Genomic DNA, 18,431 nt, shown 5'->3' with positions numbered 1-18,431 from the left:
GATTCCGCTTCCAGGACGTGAGCATCCTGTCGGTTTCGGCGTGGGTGACCCGCCGCTGTTCCTGAGACCAGGCCCGGTGCCGTTCGGCCAGCGCACGATTGTACACGTAGCGCACGCAGCCGAAAGTACGGGAAAGCTGCGTGGCCTGTTCCGGTGTCGGGTAGAAGCGGTAGCGGTATGCCCGCTTCACCACCCGATTCCCCATACCCGAAAGAATACATCATGCCGCTGTCATCCTGACGCCGGAGCTGATGCGCTAACCCCGCCCTGAAGGGCGCGGCCTGCGCGCTACGTTTCCCGGTCATAGGGCTCCAGCTCCACTTCTACGGCTCGTAGTAGAAGGCCGGGTTCAGGGTAGGCGCGGGTGGACGGCGCGTGTGGCGGCTTTCGTCGTGGATCTCCCTCACGGTGTGGGCGTGCCGTCCCTGACCTGCTCGGGTCGTGGTGGTAGGCGCGGCGTCGGCCGTCCGGTGGGTGCGCTTTGGTGGCGTGGTCGCGCCCGGTCGGGCGGCGCTCCGGTATGAAGTGATGGATCGGGTGCACTGTGTCACGCTGCCGGTGTGGGGGTGCGGGGGCGCGGCGTCGGTCGCGACGGTGCGACGGGGACGCGACGGTGAGCGGCACCGGCGACGCGGGTGCGGGCGGGCCGAGCCGGCGGGGTCTGCTGTGGCGGCTCGGCGGCTTCGCGTGTGTCGGCGCCACCGGGCCTGGGCGCGCGGGTCGATGGGCCGCGGGCGGACTCGTCGCGGCTCTGGCGGCGGGGCTCGGCAGCGACAGCGCGGGGCGGAAGGCCACTGCGGCGGCGGGTGGGGTCAGTCAGGGTGACGAGGGACAGGCGACTCGCGGGGACAGGGGCAATCCTGGCGATCCGGGTGATTCTGGTGATCCGGATGACAGCCTGGTCGGACCGGACGTCCTGTGGGAGTGGGTCGAGCGGATGGCGGCGTTCGGCCCCAGGCTGCCCGGCTCGCCGGCGCACCGCCGCCACATCGACGATCTCGACACCCGGCTGCGTGACCTGGGGCTCGCGGTCAGCCGGCAGCGGGTCCCGCTGGACCGCTGGCTCGCCCGGACCTGGGCGCTGCGGATCGTCGACGCCCGCGGCGCGACGACGGTGGTGCCCGTCGCCGCCTACCGCCCCTGCTCGGGGGAGACGTCGAGCCGGGGCGTCACCGGCCCGGTGGTGGACGTCGGCGCCGGTGCGGAGGAGGACTACCGGGCCCGGCCCGCGGTGGCCGGCGCGATCGTGCTCGCCGACGGCGGCATCGCCCGGCTGAGGGCCGACGTCCTCGCGGGGCTCGCCCTCGACGTCGCGCCGCCGAACGCCCGCGCCCGGTTCGCGACCGAGGACTACACGCGGGTATGGCTCGGCGCGCCGCCCCAGCCCGACCTCACACTCGCCCGCCGGCGCGGCGCCATCGCCATGATCGAGATCCTCGACCTGCCCGCCGCGCTCGCCGCCGGCCAGTACACCCCGCACCAGCAGGCTCACGCCGGCCTGCCCACCCTGCACGTGGACCGCGACCAGGGCGCCCACCTGCGCGCGCTGCTCGCGGCCGGGCCCGTCCAGGCGACCGTCATGCTCACCGCCCAGCGCGACGGCACCGACGTCGACTACCTCCTGGCCCGCCAGCCCGCGAGCCACGCCGGTGCCACCGGTGGAGGCGGTGTCGTTGGTGGAGGCGGTGTCGTTGGTGGTGGCGGTGTCGTTGGTGGTGGCGGTGTCGTTGGTGGTGACGGCGACACGGTGCTGGTCGCCACCCACACCGACGGCCAGAACGCGGTCGAGGAGAACGGCGGGCCCGTGCTGCTCGCGCTCGCCGAGCGCCTCGCCCGCCACCCGCCCCCGCCCGGCGGCCGCGACGCGCTGTTCCTGTTCGCCCCGGCCCACATGGCCGCGGACTCGGCGACGATCAAAACGGACGCCTTCCTGCGCGCGCGGCCGAGCCTGCTCGCGTCGATCAACGCCGCCCTCGTCGCCGAGCATCTCGGCGCCCTGGCCTGGGACGACCAGGACGGCACGATGCCCTACGGACCGCGCGGGCGTAGCGAGCCGGCCGTCGTCGCGGTCGGTAACAGCGACGCCCTGCGCGGACTCGCGTGGGCGGCGGCGCGCGCGCACGGGCTCGACCGGATCGCGCTGATGCCGCCGTACGAGGACGGACTGTACGGCGAGGGCACCTTTCCCTACCGGCTCGGGCTACCCACGGTGGCCTTCCTCAGCGGTCCGGCTTACCTGCTCCAGGTCGGCCCGGGCGACCAGCTCGACAAGCTCGACCGGCACCTGCTGCACCGCCAGGCGACCTTCCTCGCCGATCTGCTCGACCGGATGCTGCGCCGCTGACGCGAACAGGGCGCCACGGCGCTCCCGGTATGCCACGGCGCTCCGGACGCCGCGGCGTACCGGGATCGGCGGCGGACCAACGTCCGCCCGGCCGGCCTCAGACGTCCAGGGGTGGGCTCGTGCGGGCGGGGATGGCGAGTCGGTTCCAGGCGTTGATCGTCGCGATGGCGAACAGCAGGTCTGCGGCCTCCTTGTCCGACCAGTGCTTGGTGACCTGGGCCCAGGTGTCGTCGCTGACGCCGTCCGGGCCGAGCCGGGTGGCCTCGTCGGTCAGGGCGAGGGCGGCGCGCTCCCGCTCGTCGAAGAACGGCCCCTCCCGCCACGCGCCGACCGCGAACAGCCGCCGGCTCGACTCGCCGGCCGCCAGCGCGTCCCGGCTGTGCATGTCGACGCAGTACGAGCAGCCGTTGAGGATCGACGCCCGCAGTTTGACCAGTTCCAGCACCGTCGCGTCGACATGTGCGTGGATGTAGGTCTCCAGGCCCATCATCGCCTTGTAGCCCGCGGGCGCGAGCTTCGCCAGGTCCAATCGCTGTGTCATGTGTCTGCTCCTTCCGAACGGCCGGGCCTGTCACCGCGGCCGGCCGGGCCGCGTCGGGCGACCCGTCGAGAGGAAGGACGGCCCCGTCCGGGGAAACGTGACATGGCTCCGTGACCTGCCCGGACGCCATGACCCGCCGGGCGGAACGCGGTGCCCGGACGCCGTCACCCGCGGATGCCATGACCAGCCAGGACGGGCAGCCCGCCCCCGCTCGTACAGGCTGCCCGGCGGCGTCGCCGCTCACCCGTCCCGGCCACCGCCGAGGCTGTCGGCCGCGGCGCGCAGTGTGGCGGCCAGGGCATGCCGGGGCAGGTCGGCGAGGCGCGCGGTGAGGAGGTCGGGATCGGGAGCGGCGGCGTGCACGGCGGCCATCGCCTCGCGCTGGGACGGCGCCTGGCCGGTGCCATCCCGGGTGATCCGGATCAGGCCGTCGCGCCAGACGTTGCCGAGCCGGCCGTGGGCGCGGTCGAGCAGCCAGCGGGCAAGCCGGCCGGCGGGGTCGAGCGTCGCCGGGTCCACCGCGGTGAACGTCAGCAGCGCCCGCTGGCCGTCAGGCGTCGCGACCACCTGGTCGCGCTCGGGGGTGCGCGCCCATTTCGCGGCCAGCGGGGCGAACTCGTCCGTTCCTGGCGCGCCACCCCGGCGCGTGCGGGCGGCGGGGTGCCCAGCATCGACGATCACGGCGAGGTGGGCGGCGTTGACCGCCAGCAGCAGCCGGGTCAGCCAGGGGCCGGGATCGTCGGTCAGGTCGGCGACGACGCACGGAGCGGGCCCGGAACCGCCCGCGGCGGCCGGCAGCCCGCGTTCGAGCACCGTCTCCAGACGCGCGTGCGTGGCGCCGAGGGCCGGTCGGTCCCCGAGGAACACCGTCCGCCCGCCGGACCCCCCGTCCCGCCCGCCGGACCCCTCGTCCGCCGCCGCGGCCAGGAACCGGCCCGCCGCCTCGAGGACCGGCTCGGCGAGCGGTGCGGACCGGCTCTCCTCCGACAGCCGGCCGTGGGTGTAGATCGCCCGCGTCACCGGCTCGCGGCCGGCCGGCCGTTCCAGGCGCTTCCAGGTGGCCGGCGTCGGCTGGCAGACGTACATGTCGGCGCGGGCGCCGACCGCCTCCGCGCCGTCGTAGGTGTGGAACGCCGGCCAGATCGCCTCGAAGACGAGGCCCTGGTCGAGCAGCGCCCGCTGCACCTTGCCGCCGAGCGCGGGCGTGCGCTCGCTGTACCCGTAGGCGACGAGGACCCGCCCACGTTCCCGGTCGGCGAGGGCCTGCGCGCCGCGGGCGGCGAACAACGCCACCCCGGCCGCGGTGTACGGCGGGTCGGTGAAGGCGAGGTCAGCGGACGCGGCCACCGACGGCGGCAGCCCGAAGCGCAGATCCGCGTACCGGCAGCGCACCCGCACGCCGAGCCGGGCGGCCGCGCCGTCGAGGTATTCCAGCAGCTCCTCGTCGATGTCGACCACCGTGACCGACGGTCCGCCGCCCCGGACCGCCCCCCCGCCGCCCCGCCCGGCGGAGCCCGTCCCGTCGCCGCCCCTCGCACCCGTGGCAGCCGCGTCAGCCGCCGTGCCCGCGCCCGCCGTCCCCGTGGCGAACAGGGCGACGGCCAGCGACGTCAGGTCGTGGTCGCCGACGCACAGCAGGTGGGCGCCGCGCAGGTCGTAGTGCGTCCACAGCCACACCGCCCGGCGCACGACCGTCGCCGCGGTGGCGGGTACATGGTCCAGCTCGGCGCGGGGGCGTGGAGCCGCGGCGATCAGCTCGTGCATGGTCGTCGTCAGCGCGCCGCGGCGGCCGATCTCGGCGGCCAGCGGGTCGATCGACGTCGCCGTCCGCAGCTCCGCATAGTCGATCATGTCCCGGTATCGGTCGACGGTGCCCGCGCGCAGCACCAGCCGCCCGTCGGCGGCGGGGCGAAGATCGTCACCGAGGCTCGCCAGGATCTCCTCGACCGAGCGGCGCGGCAGGCCCGAGTCCTGCACCAGCGCGCGCAGCGTGTGAGGCCGCTCGGTCAGGGCCGCCACCACGCGGCGCGGGGCCCGCGCGTGCACCCGGTAGCCGTGTAGCAGCGTCGCGAGGGACTCGTCCGGCGCGGGCGCGGTGCGGGAATCGGTCATCGCACCAGCCTGACATCCCACGCCGCGCGGTGATTTCCCGGTCCTCGCGGCGCCAGTTACCCTCGTAGCGTGCTGAGAAGGCTGGATCTGCGAGGTGCGACGCCCGCCGCGGCGGAGGTCCGGCGGCTGCTGCCGCGTGCTCCGATCGACGTGGACGTCGCCGTCGACGCGGTCCGCCCGGTCTGCGACGACGTGCGCGCCCGAGGCGACGCCGCTGTCCTCGACGCGGCCGAGCGGTTCGACGGCGTGCGGCCCCCCGCCCTGCGGGTACCCCCGGCCGCGCTGGCCGCGGCGGCCGAGGCCCTCGACCCGGCGGTGCGCGACGCGCTGGCCGAGGCGATCCGCCGCGCCCGGCTGGTGCACCGCGCCCAGCTGCGCGAGCCGGTGACGATCGAGGTCGCCCCGGGGCTGACGGTGACGGAGCGCTGGGTGCCCGTCGAGCGTGTCGGGCTGTACGTGCCGGGCGGGCGGGTCGCCTACCCGAGCAGCGTCGTGATGAACGTGGTCGCCGCGCAGGAGGCCGGCGTCGCGTCGCTCGCCGTGTTCTCCCCGCCGCAGCGTGACAACGGCGGCCTGCCGCACCCGGTCGTGCTCGGCGCGTGCGCGCTGCTCGGCATCGACGAGGTCTACGCCGCCGGCGGCGCCCAGGCGATCGCGATGGCCGCCCACGGCACGGCGAGCTGCCCGCCGGTCGACGTGATCACCGGCCCTGGCAACGTCTACGTCACCGCGGCCAAGCGGCTGGTGCGCGGCCTCGTCGGCGTCGACGCCGAGGCCGGCCCGACCGAGGTCGCGATCCTCGCCGACCACACCGCCGACGCGTCGTTCGTCGCCGCTGACCTCGTCGCGCAGGCCGAGCACGACCCGATGACCGCCTGCCTGCTCGTCACCACCTCCGTCGAGCTCGCCGACGCGGTCGACATCGAGCTCGGCAAGCAGGTGCCCGCCACCCGCCACCGGGCGCGCGTCGAGGAGGCGCTGGCCGGCCAGGGGGCGATCGCGCTCGTCGCCGACGTCGACGCCGGCCTCGCCGTCGTCGACGCCTGGGCCGCCGAGCACCTGGAGATCCAGACCGCCGACGCCGCCGCGGTGGCCGCCCGGGTGCGTCACGCCGGTGCGGTGTTCGTCGGTGCCCACACTCCGGTCCCGCTCGGCGACTATCTCGCCGGCTCCAACCACGTCCTGCCCACCGGCGGCACGGCGCGCCACTCCGGCGGCCTGTCGGTCGCCTCCTTCCAGCGGCAGGTCCACCTCGTCGAGAGCACGCCGGACGCCCTGCACGCCGTGTCCGGGCGGCTGCGCGCGCTCGCCGGCGCCGAGGACCTCACCGCACACGCCGATGCCGTGGAGGTTCGATTCCGTTGACAGCCCAGGCAACCGGATTCGGCGGCGCCGTAGCCGCACCGGTGGGGGACGACCGGCCCTGGCGGCCGTTGGATCTCGACGGGTTGCCACTGCGGGACAGCCTGCGCGGCCAGTCCCCGTACGGCGCGCCGCAGCTCGACGTGCCCGTCCGACTCAACACCAACGAGAACCCGCACCCGCCGTCCATCGGGCTCGTCGACGCGCTCGGCAAGGCAGCGACGCTCGCTGCCACCGAGGCCAACCGATACCCGGACCGCGGTGCCGACGCGCTGCGCGCCGATCTCGCCTATTACCTGACGCCGGACGCCGGTTTCGGCGTGCACACCGCGCAGGTCTGGGCGGCCAACGGCTCCAACGAGATCCTCCAGCAGCTGTGCCAGGCGTTCGGCGGCCCGGGGCGGGTCGCCGTCGGCTTCGAGCCGTCCTACTCGATGCACCGGCTCATCGCCCTGGCCACCGCCACGGAATGGGTGGCCGAGCGGCGAGCGGCGGACTTCACGCTGTCCGCCGAGGCGGTCGCCCGGGCGATCGAGCGGCACCGCCCGGCGCTGCTGTTCCTGTGTTCGCCGAACAACCCCACCGGCACCGCCCTGCCGCTGGACGTCGTCGTCGCCGCCTGCGAGGCGATGCACGCCGTCGGCAGCGGGATGGTCGTCGTCGACGAGGCGTACGCGGAGTTCCGCCGGGCCGGGGTGCCCAGCGCGCTGACGCTGCTGCCGCAGCACCCGCGGCTGATCGTCACCCGCACGATGAGCAAGGCGTTCGCGCTGGCCGGGGCCCGGGTCGGCTACCTGGCCGCGCACCCGGCGGTCGTCGACGCGCTGCAGCTGGTCCGGCTGCCTTACCACCTGTCGAGCTTCACCCAGGCCGTCGCCCGCACCGCGCTCGCGCACGCCGACGAGCTGCTCGGCACGGTCGAGTCGGTCAAGGCCCAGCGGGACCGGATCGTCCGCGAGCTGCCCGCCCTCGGGCTTCGGCTCGCCCCCAGTGACGCCAACTTCGTGTTCTTCGGCGTCTTCGGTGACCAGCAGGCTGTCTGGCGGGCGCTGCTGGACGCCGGGGTGCTGGTGCGCGACGTCGGCATCGACGGCTGGCTACGGGTCACCGCCGGCCTGCCCGGCGAGATCGACGCGTTCCTCGCCGCGCTCACCCGCGTGCTGGCCGGCGCCGACGTCGACGCGGACGGCCGCGTCACACTCGCCACCCGCTGATCTCCGTCCGAACCGGTCCCGTCCGAGAGGTCCGAGTAACCCCGATGGCCCGCACTGCCCGTATCGCCCGCAAGACGCTGGAGTCCGACGTCCTGATCGAGCTGGACCTGGACGGGACGGGGGTGGCGAGCTCCGACACCGGTGTGCCGTTCTTCGACCACATGATGTCCCAGCTCGGCAAGCACGGTGGCTTCGACCTCACCGTGCGGACCCGCGGTGACCTGCACATCGATGCCCACCACACGGTCGAGGACACTTCGATCGCGTTCGGGACCGCGCTGCGCGAGGCGCTCGGGGACAAGGCCGGCATCCGCCGTTTCGGCGACGCCACCGTGCCGCTGGACGAGGCGCTCGTGCAGGCCGCCGTCGACCTGTCCGGCCGGCCGTACTGCGTGCACGTCGAACCCGACCTCGTCGGGATGATCGGCACCTACGACACGACGCTGACCCGCCACATCTTCGAGTCGATCACCGCCTCGGCGCGGATCGCGCTGCACGTGCGGGTGCTGTCCGGGCGCAACGCCCACCACGTCGTCGAAGCCCAGTTCAAGGCGGTCGCCCGGGCCATGCGCGACGCGGTGGCCCTCGACGCGCGCGTCGCCGGCGTGCCCTCGACCAAGGGCGTGCTGTGAGCGGGGCCGCCGGCCGGCGGGTGGTGGTGCTCGACTACGGGTCGGGCAACCTGCGCTCGGCGCAGCGGGCGCTGGCCCGGGTCGGCGCGGACGTCACGGTCACCGCCGACCTGGACGCGGCCCGCGCCGCCGACGGGCTGGTCGTGCCCGGCGTGGGTGCCTACGCGGCGTGCATGGCCGGCATCGACCAGGTCGGCGCGGGCGCGGTCGTGCGGGAGCGGCTCGCCGCCGGCCGGCCGGTGCTCGGCATCTGCGTGGGCATGCAGGTCCTCTATGAGCTCGGCGAGGAGCACGGGGTGCGCACGATCGGGCTCGGCGTGCTGCCCGGCCAGGTGCGCCGCCTGGCCGCCCCGATCCTGCCGCACATGGGCTGGAACACGGTTCGCCCACCCGCCGGCTCCGCGCTGTTCGCCGGGCTGCCCGCGGACACCCGCTTCTACTTCGTCCACTCCTACGCGGCGAAGGCCGACGAGGGTGCCGGGGACACGGTCGGCGAGCACGGCGAGCCGTTCGCCGCCGCGGTCGAGCGGGGGCCGCTCGCCGCCACCCAGTTCCACCCGGAGAAGTCCGGCGACGCCGGCGCCCACCTGCTCGCGAACTGGCTCGGTGCCCTGTCCTGACAGCCGCCAGCCGCCAGCCGCCCGTGACCGCCCGCTGTGGCGCGGTCACGAAAGTGCGGGCCCTGGCGGTGGTGGCGGCCGTGACGGGCTCGCCGGCGGCGGTTATACGCAGATGGCCGGCACCCGGCCGCTGGTGAGGGCGTCGGGGACGGGGAAGCCGAGCCGTTCCAGCAGTGTCGCGAGCTTGAGGTCCAGCTCGATGCCGACGATCGTGACGGCGCGGATGCCGTAGCTGCGGAAGTGCGTGCTCGGCTGGTCGACGCTGAACCGGGTGGCCCCCTGCCGGTCGGTGTGGATCGTGACGCGCAGCGGGGCGTGCAACAGCACTCCGGGGTCGTGGCGGAACATCCGCTCGGCGATCACGTGGTTGCCCATCAGGTACTCCACGCAGCGCCCCTCGTCGCCGGCCGCGCGCAGCATCCAGCCGAAGTCGCCGCGCCAGTAGCGCAGGAAGTCGGTGGTCGCGTGCGGCGCGGTGGCGGCGCGCACCTCGTCCCAACTGGGCCGGCCGGCGGCGAGAGCGGCGAAGCGCGTCTCGTCGAGGGTGGGGACCGCCTCCTCGAACCGGCGCACCGTCTCGTCGTAGGACAGGCCGGTCGCCACCGACAGTCGGTGAACTTCGTAACACACGGTGTCGACCGGGCGCGGGACGTGACCGCTGCCGACGGTGGGAGCGGACCGTGGATCTGGGTTGGTCATCTCGCGGGCCTCCCGTCCGGGTGGATGCCGGCGGCATGCCGGGGCGCGCCGCGTCCGGATCGCCGGGATCCCCGTCGTCGGTCGGGTTGAAACCCGGGCCGGACGAGCGGTCCCCGATCCGGTGGCGGATCCTTGGCCTGCGGGAAACCCGTAGGGTGGCGCTCATGGCTCTGACTCTGCTGCCCGCCGTCGATGTGGCCGACGGCAGCGCCGTGCGCCTCGTCCAGGGCGAGGCCGGTTCCGAGACGTCGTACGGCGACCCGCTCGAGGCGGCGCTGACCTGGCAGCGGGACGGCGCCGAGTGGATCCATCTGGTGGACCTCGACGCCGCGTTCGGCCGGGGTTCGAACCGGGAGCTGATCGCCAAGGTCGTGCGCGCGGTGGACGTCGCCGTCGAGCTGTCCGGCGGCATCCGCGACGACGACTCGCTCGACGCCGCGCTCGCCACCGGCGCCACCCGGGTCAACATCGGCACGGCCGCGCTGGAGAACCCCGACTGGGTCCGCCGCGCGATCGACCGGGTGGGGGAGCGGATCGCCGTCGGGCTCGACGTGCGCGGCACCACCCTCGCGGCCCGCGGCTGGACGCAGGAGGGCGGCGAGCTGTTCGACGTGCTGGCCCGCCTCGACGCCGACGGCTGCGCCCGGTACGTCGTCACCGACGTCCGCCGTGACGGCACCCTGACCGGCCCGAACGTCGAGCTGCTGCGCTCGGTGACGGCCGCGACCGACCGCCCGGTGGTGGCCAGCGGCGGCGTGTCGTCGCTGGCGGACCTCACGGCGATCGCCGCCGTGCCCGGCGTCGAGGGCGCGATCGTCGGCAAGGCCCTGTACGCCGGCGCCTTCACCCTGCCCGAGGCCCTCGCCGTCGCCGGCGGGGCGGCGGCCCCGCCGCGGGGGCAGGAGCGTTGACCCTCGCTGTCCGGGTCATTCCCTGTCTCGACGTCGACGGCGGCCGGGTCGTCAAGGGCGTGAACTTCACCGACCTGCGCGACGCGGGCGACCCGGTGGAGATGGCCCGTCTCTATGACGCCGAGGGCGCCGACGAACTGACGTTCCTCGACATCACCGCCTCCAGCGGCGACCGGCGGACCACCTACGACATCGTCGCGCGCACCGCGGAGCAGGTCTTCATCCCGCTCACGGTCGGCGGCGGTGTCCGCTCCGGTGACGACGTCGACCGGCTGCTGCGCGCCGGTGCCGACAAGGTCGGGATCAACACCGCCGCCGTCGCCCGCCCCGAGCTGGTCCGCGAGTGCGCGCACCGCTTCGGCAACCAGTGCATCGTGATCTCGGTCGACGCCCGCCGCTGCCCCGACCCGGACGGGCCCCGCTTCGAGGTGACCACCCACGGCGGACGCAAGGGGACGGGCATCGACGCCGTCGCCTGGACCGCCCGCGTCGTCGAGCTCGGCGCCGGCGAGATCCTGCTCAACTCGATGGACGCCGACGGCACCCGGGACGGCTACGACCTGGAGATGATCACAGCGGTGCGCGCGGAGGTCGACGTGCCCGTGATCGCGAGTGGCGGCGCCGGTGATCTGGCGCACTTCGCGCCGGCGATCGCAGCCGGCGCGGACGCGGTGCTCGCCGCCAGCGTCTTCCACTTCGGCCAGCTGCGCATCGGCGAGGTGAAGGCGGCGCTGCGCGGCGCGGACGTTCCCGTGCGCTGATCCGGCCGGTGCCGACGCCGCGGGCGCCGGCACGGTGACGCGCGGCAGGCACACGGGTTGGTACGGAGGATACGGATGGGTCGGCGGCTGGCGGGTGGCGACCGAGGCCCCGGGGTCCTGGCCCTCGGCTTCGCGAGCCTGTGGCGGGGCGTGCGGGGCGAGCCGCGGATGTTCGCCCTCGCCGCTCTCGGTGGCAGCCTGTTCACACTGACCGGGGTGGCCAGCTCCATCGTCCTCGGGGAGGCCACGGACCGGGTGCTGATCCCGGCCGTCCGCGACGGCCACGCCGACTGGTCGGCCGTCGCGGTGGCGGCCGGGGCGCTCGCGCTCGTCGGACTCGTCCGCGCGCTGGGCATGTTCCTGCGCCGCCTCGCCGGCGGAGCGGTGGTCTTCCGGCTGCAGGCCCACGACCGGCATGCCGTGACCCGCCAGTACCTGCGGCTGCCGCTGTCCTGGCACCAGCGCCACTCCACCGGAACCTTGCTGTCCAACGCCAACGCGGACGTCGAGGCGATCTGGTCGCCGCTCATGCCCCTGCCGTTCGCCCTCGGAGCCCTCGTCATGCTCGGGGCGGCGCTGGTCCTGCTGCTGCTCACCGATCCGGTGCTCGCGCTGATCGGGTTCGTCGTGTTCCCCGCGTTCGGCGCGCTCAACGTCTGGTACGGCCGGCGGGTGTGGCCGCGGTACGCCAGCGCCCAGCGGCTGCGCGGCAAGGTCAGCGCGGTGGCGCACGAGTCGTTCGACGGCGCTCTCGTCGTGAAGTCGCTGGGTCGTGAGGAGGAGGAGACCGTCCGCTTCGCCGAGCAGGCGACCCGGCTGCGCGACGCGATGATCAGCGCCGGGCGGCTGCGCGGCCTTTTCGATCCGCTGGCGGACGCGCTGCCGAACCTCGGCATCCTGCTTGTCCTGCTGGTCGGCGCGATGCGGATCCGTTCGGGGGCGATGGACGTCGGGCAGCTCGTCCGGGTCGCCTACCTGTTCACCCTGCTCGCCTTCCCGCTGCGTGCCTTCGGCTGGGTGTTCGGCGATCTGCCCCGTGCGGTGGTCGGCTCCCAGCGGGTGGGCTCCGTGACCCGCGCCCGCGGCGAGGACCAGTACGGCGCCCGTGGCCTGTCGACCACCGGCCCCGCGGCACTGCGCCTGGACACGGTCGGCTACGTCTACCCGACCGCCCACCTCCCGTCCGACGACGCTCTCGCCGCCGGCGACGACTCCGCCGCCGATGACTCCGCCGCCGGCGACGCTTTCGCGGCCGAGGGCGCCTCGGCGGCCGGTGGTGGTCCCTCCTGCGCTGGTAACGCCGGCGGGCGGCGCGTGCTGGACGAGGTGAGCTTCGAGGTGGCACCGGGCAGCGTCGTCGCCGTGACCGGCCGCACCGGTGCCGGCAAGTCGACACTGATGGGCCTGCTCGCCCGGCTCGTCGACCCAGGCCACGGCGCCGTGCTGCTCGACGGCGTGGACCTGCGGGAGCTCGCGGCCGGCGAGGTCAGCCGGGCCGTCGCGATCGTGCCGCAGCAGGCGTTCCTGTTCGACGACACTGCCCGGGCGAACATCACCCTCGGCGCGGACGTCACCGATGAGGAGGTCTGGGCCGCACTGCACCGCGCCCAGGCCGCCGGGTTCGTCGCCGCCCTGCCCGATGGCCTCGACACGCGGGTCGGGGAACGCGGGACGACACTGTCGGGCGGCCAGCGGCAGCGGATCTGCCTGGCTCGAGCCCTGCTGCGCAGTCCCCGCCTGCTCGTGCTGGACGACGCGACGGCCAGCGTCGATCCCCGGGTGGAAGCCGAAATCCTGGCCGGCCTGCGGGCCAGCGCCGGCACCTCGACCGTGGTCGTCGTCGCCCAGCGCCGCTCGACGATCGCGCTCGCGGACGAGGTGATCCACCTCGATGGCGGCCGGGTGATCGGGCGTGGTCGACACGAGGACCTGCTTGCCTCCTCGCCGCGGTACGCGGCCCTTCTCACGGCCTACGAGGAGGCCGCCCGCGCCGCCGGCGCGGACCTCGCGCCGGAGACACCCCCCGGGCCACCACCTGGGCCGCATGAGGACCCGCCGGGTGATCCGCGGCCCGAGGAGCGGGTCGCGGAGGCAGCGCCTTGACGTCCTCCATCCCGCACACGCGGCCCGCCCCGTCCGCCCCGTCCACGCGGCCCACCCCGGAGCCGTCACCGGTGCCGCCGCCCTCGGTGGGGCCGCCGTCGCTGGCGTCGACGTTGCGGCGGCTGCGGGCGATCTCGCCGGGGCTGACCCGCGGCCTGCTGGGCACGCTGGCGCTGGCCCTGGTGGCGACCGTGGGCAAGGTCGTCATTCCGGTGGTCGTGCAGCAGATCCTCGACCGCGGCCTGGCGGGCGACACGGTCGATCTCGGCCTGGTCGGTGCTGCCGTCGGGACGGCCGCGGGGGTGATCGTGCTGACCACGGTCGCGACCTACCGGATGAACCTGCGGCTGTACCGGGTGTCGGAGGGCACGCTGGCGACCCTGCGGATCCGCGCGTTCCGCCACATCCACGACCTGTCGGTGCTCAGCCAGTCGGCGCAGCGCCGCGGGTCGCTGACCGGCAGGGTGACCAGCGACGTCGACCAGATGTCGCAGTTCCTCCAGTTCGGTGGCGTGATGCTGCTGGTATCGACCGGGCAGATGCTGCTGGCGACGGTGCTGATGCTCGTCTACTCCTGGCCGCTGACGCTGCTCGTGCAGGCCTTCTACATCCCGATGTTCCTGCTGACCCGGGTGCTGCAGCACCGCCTCGCCCGCCGCTACGCGCTGGTCCGGGAACGGGTCGGGGACCTGCTCGGCGCGGTCGCCGAGGCGGTCGTGGGCGCGCCGGTCGTCCGTGCCTACGGCATCGGCGAGCGCACCGCACGGCGCATCGACGGGTCCATCGACCGCTACCGGTCGGCGCAGACCTCCGCCCAGCGCCTCGTGGCCGGCGTGTTCTCGCTGAGCGAGCTCGTCGCCGCGCTCGCGACGGCCGCGGTCGTCGCCGCCGGGGTCGCGCTGGGCGTCGCCGGCGAGATCAGCACCGGGCGCCTGGTCGCCTTCCTGTTCCTCATGACGCTGTTCGTGATGCCGATCCAGTCGATGACGGAGGTGCTCAACGACGCCGCGAACGCCTTCGCCGGCCTGCGGCGGGTGCTCGACGTCCTCGACCTGCCCACGGACGTGCGAGACCCGGCGCTCGGCCTCGCCGGGCCCGCCGCGGCGAGCGTGGACGGCGAGGCGGGCGCGCGGCCGGGAGCGCCCGCCGGCCGGGACCTGCCCGCCGGCGCCCTGGGCGTGCGGTTCGCCGCCGTCGGGTTCGCCTACCCGCAGGGGCCGCCCGTGCTGCGCGACATCGATCTGGAGATCGCGCCGCGGACCCGGGTCGCCGTGGTCGGTGAGACGGGCTCGGGCAAGACCACGCTGGCGAAGCTGCTGACCCGTCTGATGGACCCGACCAGCGGCGCCGTTTCCGTCGGCGGTGTGCCGCTGCCCGAGGTGAGGTTCGCCTCGCTGCGCTCGCGGGTGCTGCTCGTGCCACAGGACGGCTTCCTGTTCGACCTGACGATCGCGGACAACGTCCGCTACGGCCGTCCGGAGGCCGACGACGCGGACGTAATGACCGCCTTCGAGGCCCTCGGTGTCGCTGACTGGCTGAGCGGGCTGCCCGCGGGCGCACGGACGCGGGTCGGCGAGGGCGGCTCGCGGCTGTCGGCGGGTGAGCGCCAGCTCGTCGCGCTCGCCCGGGCCTGGCTGGCCGACGCGGATCTGCTGGTGCTCGACGAGGCGACCTCGGCGGTGGACCCGCAGACCGAGGTGCGCCTCGCCACCGCGCTCGCCGAGCTGACCCGCGGCCGCACCTCGGTGACCATCGCCCACCGCCTGTCCACGGCCGAGGCCGCCGACGAGGTCGTGGTCGTCGACGCCGGACGGATCGCGCAGCGCGGTCACCACCGCGACCTCGTCGCACGGCCCGGCGTGTACCAGCGCCTGCACCGGTCGTGGGCGGCGGGCATCGGGTCGGCCGCGGGTGGCGCCGACCGCCTCGCCGTCCCGGCACCGGCCGGGCCCGCGGACGCCGACCCGGCCGGGCCGGCGGGGCGGGCCTGGCGGAGAGCAGAATGAAGCCGTGACCGATCGTCCCAGCAGCGCTCTGGATCCCGCCATCGCCGCCCGCGTGCGCCGTGACGGCGCGGGGTTGTTCCCGGCCATCACCCAGCAGCACGACACCGGAGAGGTGCTGATGCTCGGGTGGATGGACGACGAGGCGCTGCACCGGACGCTGACGACCGGCCGGGCCACGTACTGGAGCCGCAGCCGCCGCGAGTACTGGGTCAAGGGAGACACGTCCGGCCACCAGCAGTGGGTGCGCTCGGTAGCGCTCGACTGCGACGGCGACGCCGTCCTGCTCCGGGTCGACCAGATCGGTCCGGCCTGCCACACCGGCACCCGGACCTGCTTCGACGCCGATCCGCTGCCGGCCCGCGTGGGTAACCCGCCCGCCACGGCACAGGCGGGCACCGACCGATGACAACCGGGCGCATCGTCCCCGACCGGGCCGGATTCCACGCCGCCGCTGCGGCCCATCCGGTCGTCGCCGTCACCCGCCGCCTGCTCGCCGACGGGGAGACCCCGGTCGGGATCTACCGCAAGCTTGCCGGTGGCCCGGGAACGTTCCTGCTGGAGTCCGCCGAGCACGGCGGCGAGTGGTCGCGCTACTCGTTCGTGGGCGTGCGGGCGGCGGCAACCCTGACCGAGCGCGACGGGCAGGCGGTCTGGGTGGATGGCACCCCTCCGCCGGGCGTGCCGACCGACGGCGATCCGCTGGACATCCTGCGCGCGGTGGAACGCCACCTGCGCGCGGCGAACGGCCCCGACGTCCCGCCGCTGATGGGCGGCCTCGTCGGCTACCTGAGCTACGACATCGTGCGCCGCATCGAGCGGCTGCCCTCGCACGCCGTCGACGACCTCCACCTGCCCGAGCTGCGGATGCTCCTGGCCACCGACCTGGCAGTCCTCGACCATCGGGACGGCTCCTGCCTGCTGGTGGCCAACGCGTTCACCGGCCGCGAGGCGGCCCGCGACGGCGGTGCCACCGCGGTCGCCGGCGCGGCGGACCTGGACGCGCTGTACGACGACGCGGTGGCCCGCCTCGACGCGATGACCAGCGACCTGGCCAAGTGGAGCGAGCCGACGGTGGCGACCACGACGGGCGCGGTCACCGGCGTCGGGGAGTTCGTCTCCGCCACGCCGCCGGGGGAGTACCACTCCGCCGTCGGGCGGGCGATCGAGGAGATCCGGGCCGGGGAGTGCTTCCAGATCGTGGTCTCCCAGCGGTTCGAGCGGGCCACCGCCGCCGATCCGCTGGACGTCTACCGGGTGCTGCGGACCACCAACCCGAGCCCGTACATGTACCTGCTGCGGTTCGGCGACCACGATGTGGTCGGCTCCTCGCCGGAGGCGCACGTCAAGGTCACGGGCCGGCGCGCCCTGCTGCATCCCATCGCGGGCAGCCGCCCGCGGGGGACGACGCCGGAGCAGGACGCCGAGCTCGCGGCGCAGCTGCTGGCCGATCCGAAGGAACGGTCCGAGCACGTGATGCTCGTCGACCTGGTCCGCAATGATCTCGGGCGGGTCTGTGTGCCCGGTTCGGTGCGGGTCGTCGAGTTCGCCGCTGTCGAGCGGTACTCGCACATCATGCATATCGTCTCCACGGTGATCGGTGAGGTGGCGCCGGAACGCAGCGCCGTGGACGTGCTGACCGCGACGTTCCCGGCGGGCACGCTGTCCGGGGCGCCGAAGGTCCGCGCGATGGAGGTCATCGACGAGCTGGAGCCGACCCGCCGTGGCGTGTACGGCGGCGTGGTCGGCTATCTGGACTTCGGTGGCGACCTGGATACCGCGATCGCGATCCGCACCGCCGTGCTGCGCGACGGCATGGCCTACGTGCAGGCCGGCGCCGGGATCGTCGCCGACTCCGATCCGGCCACCGAGGACCTGGAGAGCCGCACGAAGGCGGCAGCGGTCCTGCGCGCGATCGAGGTCGCCGAGTCGCTGCGGCCGCCGGCATGACCCCCGACGGCCGGCCGCCCACCAGCCCGACCGGCACCCGCCACGCTGATCCCGCCGGGCGCCCGCCGACCTCCGCCGACCGGCAGGGATCGCAGGCCGACCGGCAGGGGCGGCGGGAGCGGGGTCTCGCCGTGCTCGGCTGCCTGCTCGGGTCGGGCCTGGTCCTGGCCTGCGGCGGGGCGACCTGGGTCTCCGCACGGATCGGTGCCCCGCACTCCGGCCAGGACGGCTCCGCCGTGGCGGCGCCGCTCGCCGTCCACTGGACCGGTAACCGACTCGCCTCGGCCGCGACCGCCCTCGCCCTGCTGGGGCTCGCCGCCGTCGTCGCGATCGTCGCGACCCGCCGCATCGGGCGTACCGTCGTCGGCCTGCTCGCCGCCGCCGCGGGGATAGGCGTCGTCTACGTGACCGCCCGGATCGGGCTCGATCCGCTGCCGGCCCTGCGGCGCACCGACGAGGTCCGCCCGTTCGCCGTCGGCGGCCAGGCGTCCATCACCGACATCCATCGCACGGCCGGGCCGTGGCTGGCCATGCTCGGTGGCGTGCTGCTCACCGCCGCCGGCGCGCTCGCCGCCGCGCGCGGCCGCCGCTGGCCGGTGATGTCCGGCCGCTACCAGGCCCGCGATGCCAGGCCGGTCGACGCCTGGGACGCGATCGAGCGGGGCCACGACCCCACCTGATCACCGGGGCCCACCGCGCCGGCCGGCCCCCCGCCCCCCACTACGGCTCGCCGGCCCGGACGAGACCGGGCGCAGGCCACCGCCCGGTCGGTTCGACCCGGCCGGGCGCGGGGCCGGCGCGGGAGGCAGGACAGGCAGGCCAGGCAGATCCGGCGCGGCCGCGAGCGCCGCCAGCGCGCCGCGCTGGCGATCCAGGTCGGCCTCCAGCAGGCTCATCAGTGTGTCCATCCGGGCCAGGCGGCGGCGTAGCCCTTCGAGCGGATCGGCCCGCTCGTCGGCGGCGCCGGGCGGCGCACATCCCGACAGCGACGGCAAGGAGGTGGGGCGAGTGTCCATCGGAACTCCCTCGATCTCGAACGCGTGTTCGACTATAGGGGATCGCGGGCGGGTTCGGCCAGCGCGCCGCGCCAGCCGGCGCGGCGAGTGGCGCGGCGGGCGGATCCGCCCGGGCGTGGCGGCCGGTCCCGCGGATGAGGGTGGCTGGTCGCGGGTGGTAGCA

General features: G+C 74.9%; 17 protein-coding genes. 12 read left to right on the top strand and 5 right to left on the bottom strand.

Translation table 11 applies throughout. The annotated features are described in order from the left end of the window. Window positions 1–193: helix-turn-helix domain-containing protein (locus AC6EXY_RS28430; protein WP_499818055.1), on the bottom strand; the 193-nt coding region annotated here is incomplete at its 3' end. Window positions 194–613: 420 nt separating this feature from the next. Here AC6EXY_RS28430 and AC6EXY_RS28425 point away from each other — a divergent pair. Next, window positions 614–2,344, top strand: a complete 1,731-nt coding sequence (locus AC6EXY_RS28425) for a hypothetical protein (RefSeq protein ID WP_499818056.1) — start codon at window positions 614–616, stop codon at window positions 2,342–2,344. A 97-nt stretch (window positions 2,345–2,441) separates the two neighbouring features. Here the strand turns inward: AC6EXY_RS28425 and AC6EXY_RS28420 are convergent, their stop codons facing one another. Together AC6EXY_RS28420 and AC6EXY_RS28415 are read right to left on the bottom strand one after the other, a co-directional pair. Beyond that, on the bottom strand, window positions 2,442–2,885 hold the full coding sequence (locus AC6EXY_RS28420) for a carboxymuconolactone decarboxylase family protein (protein WP_101833152.1): 444 nt from the start codon (window positions 2,883–2,885) through the stop codon (window positions 2,442–2,444). A gap of 240 nt (window positions 2,886–3,125) precedes the next feature. Beyond that, window positions 3,126–4,997 (bottom strand): bis-aminopropyl spermidine synthase family protein, encoded by a 1,872-nt coding sequence (locus tag AC6EXY_RS28415; RefSeq protein WP_499818057.1) that lies wholly within the window; start codon window positions 4,995–4,997, stop codon window positions 3,126–3,128. Window positions 4,998–5,066: 69 nt separating this feature from the next. Here AC6EXY_RS28415 and hisD point away from each other — a divergent pair, with 69 nt between their 5' ends. From hisD to hisH, 4 genes are read left to right on the top strand one after another with little or no spacing between them, the layout of a single operon-like run. Further along, window positions 5,067–6,362, top strand: coding sequence for a histidinol dehydrogenase (gene hisD, locus AC6EXY_RS28410; protein ID WP_101831948.1), 1,296 nt, complete (start codon window positions 5,067–5,069; stop codon window positions 6,360–6,362). Next, on the top strand, window positions 6,359–7,573 hold the full coding sequence (locus AC6EXY_RS28405) for a histidinol-phosphate transaminase (protein WP_423748073.1): 1,215 nt from the start codon (window positions 6,359–6,361) through the stop codon (window positions 7,571–7,573). Before hisD ends, AC6EXY_RS28405 begins: the two co-directional genes overlap by 4 nt. A gap of 44 nt (window positions 7,574–7,617) precedes the next feature. Then, a complete protein-coding gene (gene hisB / locus AC6EXY_RS28400) occupies window positions 7,618–8,205 on the top strand; it encodes an imidazoleglycerol-phosphate dehydratase HisB (RefSeq protein ID WP_101831946.1) in 588 nt (195 codons plus the stop codon). Further along, window positions 8,202–8,825: an imidazole glycerol phosphate synthase subunit HisH gene (gene hisH, locus AC6EXY_RS28395; protein ID WP_101831945.1), complete on the top strand. Its 624-nt coding sequence runs from the start codon at window positions 8,202–8,204 to the stop codon at window positions 8,823–8,825. Before hisB ends, hisH begins: the two co-directional genes overlap by 4 nt. Before the next feature lie 102 nt (window positions 8,826–8,927). Here the strand turns inward: hisH and AC6EXY_RS28390 are convergent, their stop codons facing one another. Continuing rightward, window positions 8,928–9,524 carry a DUF302 domain-containing protein gene (locus tag AC6EXY_RS28390; protein ID WP_101831944.1) on the bottom strand — a complete coding sequence of 199 codons (597 nt, stop codon included), beginning with the start codon at window positions 9,522–9,524 and terminating at the stop codon, window positions 8,928–8,930. A gap of 164 nt (window positions 9,525–9,688) precedes the next feature. Between AC6EXY_RS28390 and priA the strand changes: the two genes are divergently transcribed. The 7 genes from priA to AC6EXY_RS28355 all read left to right on the top strand — a co-directional run bounded on the left by priA (window position 9,689) and on the right by AC6EXY_RS28355 (window position 17,932). Beyond that, the gene (gene priA / locus AC6EXY_RS28385; RefSeq protein ID WP_101831956.1) at window positions 9,689–10,435 is read left to right on the top strand and encodes a bifunctional 1-(5-phosphoribosyl)-5-((5-phosphoribosylamino)methylideneamino)imidazole-4-carboxamide isomerase/phosphoribosylanthranilate isomerase PriA; all 747 of its coding nucleotides are present in this window, start codon (window positions 9,689–9,691) and stop codon (window positions 10,433–10,435) included. Continuing rightward, window positions 10,432–11,196, top strand: a complete 765-nt coding sequence (gene hisF, locus AC6EXY_RS28380) for an imidazole glycerol phosphate synthase subunit HisF (protein WP_101831943.1) — start codon at window positions 10,432–10,434, stop codon at window positions 11,194–11,196. The genes priA and hisF overlap by 4 nt, the downstream gene beginning before the upstream one ends. Before the next feature lie 75 nt (window positions 11,197–11,271). Continuing rightward, window positions 11,272–13,299, top strand: a complete 2,028-nt coding sequence (locus tag AC6EXY_RS28375) for an ABC transporter ATP-binding protein (protein WP_499818058.1) — start codon at window positions 11,272–11,274, stop codon at window positions 13,297–13,299. Continuing rightward, entirely contained in the window at window positions 13,296–15,305 is a 2,010-nt protein-coding gene (locus tag AC6EXY_RS28370; RefSeq protein ID WP_423748072.1) for an ABC transporter ATP-binding protein, read from the top strand. The genes AC6EXY_RS28375 and AC6EXY_RS28370 overlap by 4 nt, the downstream gene beginning before the upstream one ends. A 4-nt stretch (window positions 15,306–15,309) precedes the next feature. Next, complete coding sequence (gene hisI, locus AC6EXY_RS28365) at window positions 15,310–15,711, top strand: phosphoribosyl-AMP cyclohydrolase (RefSeq protein WP_101831941.1); 402 nt, start codon at window positions 15,310–15,312, stop codon at window positions 15,709–15,711. Beyond that, on the top strand, window positions 15,708–17,252 hold the full coding sequence (locus AC6EXY_RS28360; RefSeq protein WP_101831940.1) for an anthranilate synthase component I: 1,545 nt from the start codon (window positions 15,708–15,710) through the stop codon (window positions 17,250–17,252). Before hisI ends, AC6EXY_RS28360 begins: the two co-directional genes overlap by 4 nt. Then, complete coding sequence (locus tag AC6EXY_RS28355; protein WP_101831939.1) at window positions 17,249–17,932, top strand: Trp biosynthesis-associated membrane protein; 684 nt, start codon at window positions 17,249–17,251, stop codon at window positions 17,930–17,932. The genes AC6EXY_RS28360 and AC6EXY_RS28355 overlap by 4 nt, the downstream gene beginning before the upstream one ends. Here the strand turns inward: AC6EXY_RS28355 and AC6EXY_RS28350 are convergent, their stop codons facing one another. Continuing rightward, complete coding sequence (locus tag AC6EXY_RS28350; RefSeq protein WP_101831938.1) at window positions 17,933–18,268, bottom strand: hypothetical protein; 336 nt, start codon at window positions 18,266–18,268, stop codon at window positions 17,933–17,935. Window positions 18,269–18,431 lie beyond the last annotated feature (163 nt).

The organism is Frankia sp. RB5 (genome assembly GCF_059816245.1).
Note: the sequence above shows the minus strand (reverse complement) of the source record. Positions and strands in the feature narration are given on the sequence as shown.